Source organism: uncultured Nitrospira sp. (genome assembly GCA_902500695.1).
Taxonomy (GTDB): Bacteria; Nitrospirota; Nitrospiria; order Nitrospirales; family UBA8639; genus Nitrospira_E.
This window is the reverse complement of record CABVRQ010000050.1, coordinates 22,833-29,767: the sequence shown is the minus strand read 5'-3', so window position 1 is coordinate 29,767 and position 6,935 is coordinate 22,833. Positions and strand designations below refer to the sequence as shown.

Below are 6,935 nucleotides of genomic sequence, written 5' to 3'. Positions count from 1 at the left end.
CACAAGCAATTTCCTATCGAGTTTACACCCATAATCGAAGCCACGGATCTGGGAGTCGACTGTTCTATCAATCATATAGAAGAGATTGCCCGAACGATCGCTCCACAATTTTCAACCTGACCCCTGACATCCGTAGATTGGAGCCAATTTTATGTGGTGGGCATCCCCCTCCAGGTTCGATCAAAATGTCGCAGGCTTAAGTCCGGTCAAATTAATCAGAAACGTATTTCCCGATGGTCGGATTGTTTTGGGGTGGGCCAATTTCGACGGAGAAGCGGGATCGGAACATTTTCGGACATTTCCCTTGATTGATTCCGTCATGATCGAGGAAAAGGTGGGATTAAATGCATGCAACCGGGCATCGAAAGGTTGAGTCTGCCCAACTAAATGAAATGAATGGGGGTATGTCTCCTACAAAGCAAAAATGCTCAGAATGTAGGCTCTATTGAAATATTGATCCCTACTGGAATATTTAAGAAGCTAAACTCCGACCAGTGAACGATTTGAAGGACCATAGGCCTTCCCCTTAGAATTTTGCACTATAGCAACCCCAATCCGTTGAACGGATTCGCAAAGGGCTGCAAGGGTTGCTCTTTGCCAGGGTCAGAAAAGACATTATCATGCCCCTCGGTCATACCCTCACGCATTGCATGGGAAAAGGATATGGCATCTGGATAAGAAGGCCATATTTTACTTTGGACCCTGCCAGCCAACCCCCATCGGTGACATTTTTGCCTAACTACCGGAATAAAAACGTCACTCTCATTCACCCTCCCACAGTTTTTTTCTTTCTTTCCTAGACTTAATTTTTGGTGCGGTTCGTGCACAATTTCCACCTATGGATAAAGATCAAAAGTTCATGAATATGTTTGACAATCTTTCCTTGCAAGGGTAGCCTATTAAGTTGTGCATAGATTTGCCGAAATGTCTTATAAAATGAATCACTTAGATAAAACGTTACAAGTTCAACGTTCCACCATTCCTCTGGGAGCGGCTGGCATTGCCAGCAATCTACTTTTTGGCTCCAGTGTCATTTTGATCACGTTGGCTCTTTGCCCACAACCATCCTTCGGCGAACCATCGTTCTCACCTCCAAATGACTCCACGGAAGAGCTGACGTTTAATTATGCTATTGCAAATAGCCACGCTCACCAAGGACCCTCAATTGAGACTCAAACGTTTCCGACGAGCACCATTCAAAATAATCAGCAATCATCTTTTCTCCTAGATCAAACTGAGAAACCGACTTCAGGGATCACAGGGTTATCTTCCGGAGACGACTCGAACCAGTCTTCTGTAGATGACCTAGCTCAAACACCCGCACACCAGAGCCAATCATCGGATTCTGAAAAACCCATTGCCCCCACTTCCATTGATATCTCTCACGGATCTGGCGGTACCCTAAACCAGGGGGCTTATTTACCTGAAGAGAAAACGAATGAAACCTTAGACGCTCAATCTCAGTTCTCAATCAACTCCTCTACAAAATTACGTTTCTACCCTGCTGACTCAACTGAGCAACGGTCGCAGGTTGTCCTAGCCCGATTTGCCAAGGTGTTCGACCAAACATGGGAAGTCCCCCAACATAGGAAATCAGGGGCTTATGGAACCATTCCCCTTGTACTGAACGATTCAGTAGAGAAAAATCTGGAATATTTCCAGTATGGGATTCATGAACGATTTCAATCGTATCTTGACCGTTTTCACCATTATCAAGACCTTGTAGAACCCGTTTTTCGTGAACTCGGTCTCCCAACGGAACTCATGTATCTTTCCCTCGTCGAAAGTGGGTTCAACCCTCGTGCATTTTCTCGATCCCGTGCCTCAGGACCCTGGCAATTCATGAAAGGGACCGGCCGTGTGTATGGACTTGATGTCGACTGGTATTTGGATGAACGACGGGATCCTATTAAATCCACAGTTGCTGCCGCCCATCATCTTCGTGATTTATATGACCAGTTTGGCTCCTGGCCTCTCGCCCTTGGAGCGTACAATGCAGGAAGTGGAAAGATTTCTCGGGCCATCAAAAATACGGGGACCCGTGATTTTTGGAAAATTCGACAGTCACGGCACATAAGACGGGAAACCAAAGACTATGTGCCTCGCTTTATTGCGGCAACCCTTATCGCACAAAATCCTACAGCCTATGGATTTAGTACTCCTGACGGTGATCGCCATGAATTTGAAGAAGTCTTGATTACGAAACGCGTTCATCTTTCAGCCGTTACGCAACAAACGGGAATTTCGGTTGAGGAACTCCAACGACTCAACCCGGAACTTCGGCGAAGTATCGTACCTAGCCTTACGGGTCCAGGCTACTACCTGAAAGTACCCCTCGGTATGGCTTCATTGGTCGAAGAACTGCATCCGACACTCGCCGTCTGGAGCCAACCACCTCCTCCCCCAACGGAATGGCATACGGTCCGAAGTGGTGAGAGTTTATCGGTAGTGGCCAAACGGTTTGGGATGAAAGTCAGTCAACTAAAAGAAATGAATAATTTACGAAGCAATATTATACGAGTGGGGACTAAGCTCCGAGTTCGTGGAGGAGTTGATGACGATTATGCTGACACTGAAATCACCTGGTATCGCGTTCGATCAGGGGATTCCCTTGGAAGTATTGCTGCTCGATTTCGAAAATCCGTGGATTCACTGATGAGATTAAACAATCTCTCTAGCCACATCATTCATCCAGGAGATCGGTTACGGATAAAAGGGGAACCGTCGGTCAGCCCTTCAAACAAAAACGACTCTAAATGGTATAAGGTCAGGCGGGGAGATAGTTTATGGACAATTGCCCAGCAATTTAGGATGAGCGTGAACGATCTGCAAGCTCTCAATAACCTCTCTTCCAGTATTATTCAGGCTGGCCGCATGTTAATGGTGAGCCAATAACTCACCCATTTGTTGAACGACTGCACCCACACTATTTCCCTTCTCCTTCATTCTGAACTTGTGGGGTTTCAGGACTGTTCTTCTCAATCGCTCCCACGTCATTTGTTTCCGGTAAGGGAGAATCTTTGGTTTCTTCCGGCGCTAACACCTTCACCCTGAGAGCAGCTTCCGACGCAAACGGAGATAAAGGAAATTCCTGGATAACCTTTTTATACTGCCCAACCGCTTCAGCAATATTTCCATCAGCCTCTGCAATCTTCGCCAGCTCAAAAACTACCTGGTCTTTGTTTAACGCATGGGGATCGGCCAGCACCGCGTCAAAGGCCTTTAGGGCGGACTCTCGATTCTCATTAAGTAAATAGGCAAACCCCAACCGCTGCTGGACTAATCCGACGAAGATATGGTCTTGACCATATTCTTTGATCCAGGAAGTATACACTTCTATCGCCCCTGAGTAATTTTTCTCCTCCATCATACTGTTCCCTAATAAAAATGAGGAGACTCCCGCGCTAGGCGTCCCAGGAAATTGTTCAACAATGTCCTTGAACAGGCTTGAAGCTTTTTGAATATTCTCTTGGCCCTTTTTGACATCATCTAGTGGACGATCCAAATAAACCGTTTGCGCCTGACCTTCTAGTTCCCAGGCATGTTCTTGATTAGTTTGATTGAGCCAACCCAGCGTCACAATCGCCACAACCACAGCCAGAACAAGAAAAATGCCTCCCCATACCAGAGCCCGATTCTCTTCCACAAAAAACAAAAACCGTTCTTTACTAGACAGAAACTGAGCTTGCTCCACCATAGGAGATTTATTGGTAAGGTCTTTAATTTTATATCCCATAATTATTCTTCCCTCTCGTCACTAGGACGACCATATATTTTTTCCCGCATTCAACATTTGGGTGTGCTGCCTTATACCCACGTGCCCTGGTCATGTCAAACAGTATTCCACACTATTTCATTTGAGTTGACAAGGCCTAACTCCCTGTTATAATGGACGAATTGTAGCGTTTTTATTTTTAGGCGGATAGCTCAGCTGGCAGAGCGCTGCCTTTACACGGCAGATGTCGCAGGTTCGATCCCTGTTCCGCCTACCAATATATTTTTTTGGCTTATAGTCTTCTTGATCTGATATATTACGAAATTCTTCATCGACTTCATTTCCTCTTTGAATGAATGCGTGGGCTATTTGCCCAAGATCAAAAAAAATTTTCGGGGCCGTCGTTCAGCTAGGTTTAGGACGCCAGATTGTCAATCTGGAGGTCGCGGGTTCAAATCCCGTCGGCCCCGCCATACCTCATCTCCCAGTGGTTTATTTCATTATCAATATCCCCTGTTTAGCTTCTGACCAGCCTAGAGGAGGTCGAAACACAACCTATGACCTTTGCTGCCAATCCTTCTGAATTCTTTGGGTCCTTGGGCCTGCTATCCATTGTCATACTTTTAGTCCTCTCAATTTTTTCGGTGATTTCATGGGGAATTATCGTGAACAGATTCAGGCGATTTGGTCGCATTCGGCAGGAAGAATCCCAATTCCTACAATTGTACGAACAGAATCCCATCGACCAGCACACTTTAAGAAGCCAGGCTCAAACATTATCCTATAGCCCAAGCTCAGTGGTGTATTTGGGCATTACCGACCGCTTGCCCGAATCCTCAGATCTCTTCACATCGAGACCTCCCCTGGAGGCAAAACCTGCAGAGCGGTCCCCAAACCGACAGTACTTGGAAAAGGTCTCTCAATACATCATCCAGAACCAAATCAGCCAGCAGGAAGCCTATTTGCCTTTTTTGGCGACCACAGGAAATCTGACTCCGTTTATTGGTCTTCTAGGAACAGTCTTGGGCATTATCAATGCCTTTCATGAAATCGGCATGCAAGGTTCAGCAAGCATTGCCGCAGTTGCTCCTGGAGTCTCTGAAGCACTTGTGGCCACTGCTGCCGGGCTATTTGCCGCAATCCCTGCCGTGATGGCCTACAACTATTTTCTCTCTAGAATTCGGAAAATGTCCTTTAGAGTTGAGGCGTTTACCATTGAATTTCTCAATACAATTGAAGAATCTGAAAAAGCCTTTGAAGTGGAAGTGACCCGATGACCACTGGATCCAAGCCTCGACAATTTCTCTCAGAAATCAATGTCATTCCTCTCGTCGATGTCGTCTTAGTTCTCCTGGTGATTTTCATGGTTACCGCCCCAATGCTACATCGTGGCTTAGACATTAACCTCCCGACAACAACTGCCAACAATATACAAGCCGAAGAACGCCTCATTGTGACGATTCAGCGAGACCACACCCTATCCCTCGGTAACGACACTATTAGCTTGGTAAATTTACGAAGCAAACTTCAAGAAGCCAAAATCTTAAATCCATTGATTTCGGTGTATCTGCGGGCAGATCAAACGGTTCCCTATGGTACCGTGGTGCAGGTCATGGATGAAGTCAAAGGGGCCAAAATTGAACGCCTTGGAATGATTACCGGCCCAAAGATTGAAACAATCATCGAGGACGAGACCATCGGGATTTCCCGCTAAGCGTTTGACCAATGGGACATGCTGAATCCCCAAGTCTAATTTCCCTTGGGCTCGCTGCTGACGGTTCTCAAGAAAGCTCCTCATTCCGTTGGGGACTCGCCACCTCAGGTCTTTTCCATGCTCTCGTCATCATGATGGCCCTGTTCTTCCGATTTCAATCCACAGTTGAGGAACCTCTCAGAGCCATCGAGGTAAATCTTATTTCTTTACCGGAAACACAGGCTCCTGCTTCAAACCAAAAACAATCTTCTCCCCAGGCGCCTCCTCAACAAAAATCTCAACCAACAAAAGCAGAACCAACAAAGACCCAACCAATAGAAGCCACTCTTCCTCCCTTGCCAGTCCCAACACCATCCGAGCGATTATCGAAATTTTTGGAAGGGGCGGTTGGCTCAATCGTAGTGCCTCACAAACAAGAAATGGCTGCTCCAACACCATCTCCCCAAGTAAACGAACACCCCCCCTTGAAAGACCAGTCCCCGTTATTTGAAAATCTTCGAATGCCCCCCATTGCTCCACAAATTTCGCGCCCGGAACGCTTACATTCTTCCCAACCGAGAGTCGTTTCCAAGCCTTATCCAACGCCATCTCCCAAACAGGCTACACCCCCAACTTCTGTACCTCCGGAGCCTCAGGATTCGGTATCACAACATCAGCCTCCTAAAATTGAACCAACTGTCAAACTAGCTCCTATGCTACCGGAATTGAGTTCGGTGACCCCGTTCAAGATGCCCGAAAAAGAACGAAAACCCAACGACGCTTCTCCATCAAGTAATCTTGAGGAATCTTTTAAACGAACCCTCCCGACAATACCGACACCTCTCCCAACTCGAAAGATCAAAAAACAGCCCCCAGCCGCAACGCCGCAACAGGAAAAACCTTTCGCCCCTGAAATCTCGGCTCCTCAATTAGCCCAAATCTCTCCATCCCCACCACCGGAAAAGCCTCCCCAACGTGAAAAAATGTCAGATATGATGAAGCAATTACTGGAAGAAGCGACAGCCCCCAATTTAAAACTGTCTCCAGCCTCACCACCCCCTCAACAACCGGGGTCCTCTTCTTCCCCACTGACCAAACCGGTACAGTCAGAAATGGATCAACGAATTGCAAAATTATCTATTCCCGACGTCACGCCGGTTGAATCGATTAAAAATCGTCTCCAACTCCTGGAAGTGCAACCCGCTTCAAATTCCAGGAATACTGCCGCTCAGGCTTCTGCGGGAACAAATCATTATTATGGAATGATCCAGGACCTCATTCAGGATCAGTGGAGAAGAACTCCCCTCGTCGCAAATGCTCCGTTAGTGGTGCTCAAATTCCGTATTATTCGATCTGGAGAAATTTCCCAGATTCGCATTGATAAAAGTTCAGGAAATGGATATTACGATTCCGCCGCTCAACGGGCGGTGAATTCGGTCAACCCGTTACCACCATTTCCGCCTGATATTTCCGATTCATTCCTGGATGTGCGTTTTCAATTTATTAAAACGGATCAAAAGGATTAGT

5 protein-coding genes and 2 tRNA genes are annotated in these 6,935 nt (G+C 46.6%); 6 read left to right on the top strand and 1 reads right to left on the bottom strand.

Annotation, left to right across the window (positions count from 1 at the left end; genetic code table 11):
• The first annotated feature begins 924 nt into the window (after positions 1-924).
• Entirely contained in the window at positions 925-2,895 is a 1,971-nt protein-coding gene (locus AAH187_RS12910) for a LysM peptidoglycan-binding domain-containing protein (RefSeq protein ID WP_342348871.1), read from the top strand.
• Positions 2,896-2,926: 31 nt separating this feature from the next.
• Here the strand turns inward: AAH187_RS12910 and AAH187_RS12905 are convergent, their stop codons facing one another.
• Positions 2,927-3,736: a tetratricopeptide repeat protein gene (locus tag AAH187_RS12905; RefSeq protein WP_342348870.1), complete on the bottom strand. Its 810-nt coding sequence runs from the start codon at positions 3,734-3,736 to the stop codon at positions 2,927-2,929.
• Between the two features lie 180 nt (positions 3,737-3,916).
• Here AAH187_RS12905 and AAH187_RS12900 point away from each other — a divergent pair.
• The 5 genes from AAH187_RS12900 (at position 3,917) to AAH187_RS12880 (ending at position 6,934) form a co-directional block, all read left to right on the top strand.
• Positions 3,917-3,992 (top strand) — tRNA-Val (locus AAH187_RS12900).
• 117 nt (positions 3,993-4,109) lie between these two features.
• Positions 4,110-4,188, top strand: a tRNA-Asp gene (locus AAH187_RS12895).
• An 84-nt stretch (positions 4,189-4,272) separates the two neighbouring features.
• Entirely contained in the window at positions 4,273-4,992 is a 720-nt protein-coding gene (locus tag AAH187_RS12890; RefSeq protein WP_342348869.1) for a MotA/TolQ/ExbB proton channel family protein, read from the top strand.
• Positions 4,989-5,429 (top strand): biopolymer transporter ExbD, encoded by a 441-nt coding sequence (locus AAH187_RS12885; protein WP_342348868.1) that lies wholly within the window; start codon positions 4,989-4,991, stop codon positions 5,427-5,429. The genes AAH187_RS12890 and AAH187_RS12885 overlap by 4 nt, the downstream gene beginning before the upstream one ends.
• Before the next feature lie 335 nt (positions 5,430-5,764).
• Positions 5,765-6,934, top strand: coding sequence for a TonB family protein (locus AAH187_RS12880; protein ID WP_342348867.1), 1,170 nt, complete (start codon positions 5,765-5,767; stop codon positions 6,932-6,934).
• Position 6,935: the final 1 nt, after the last annotated feature.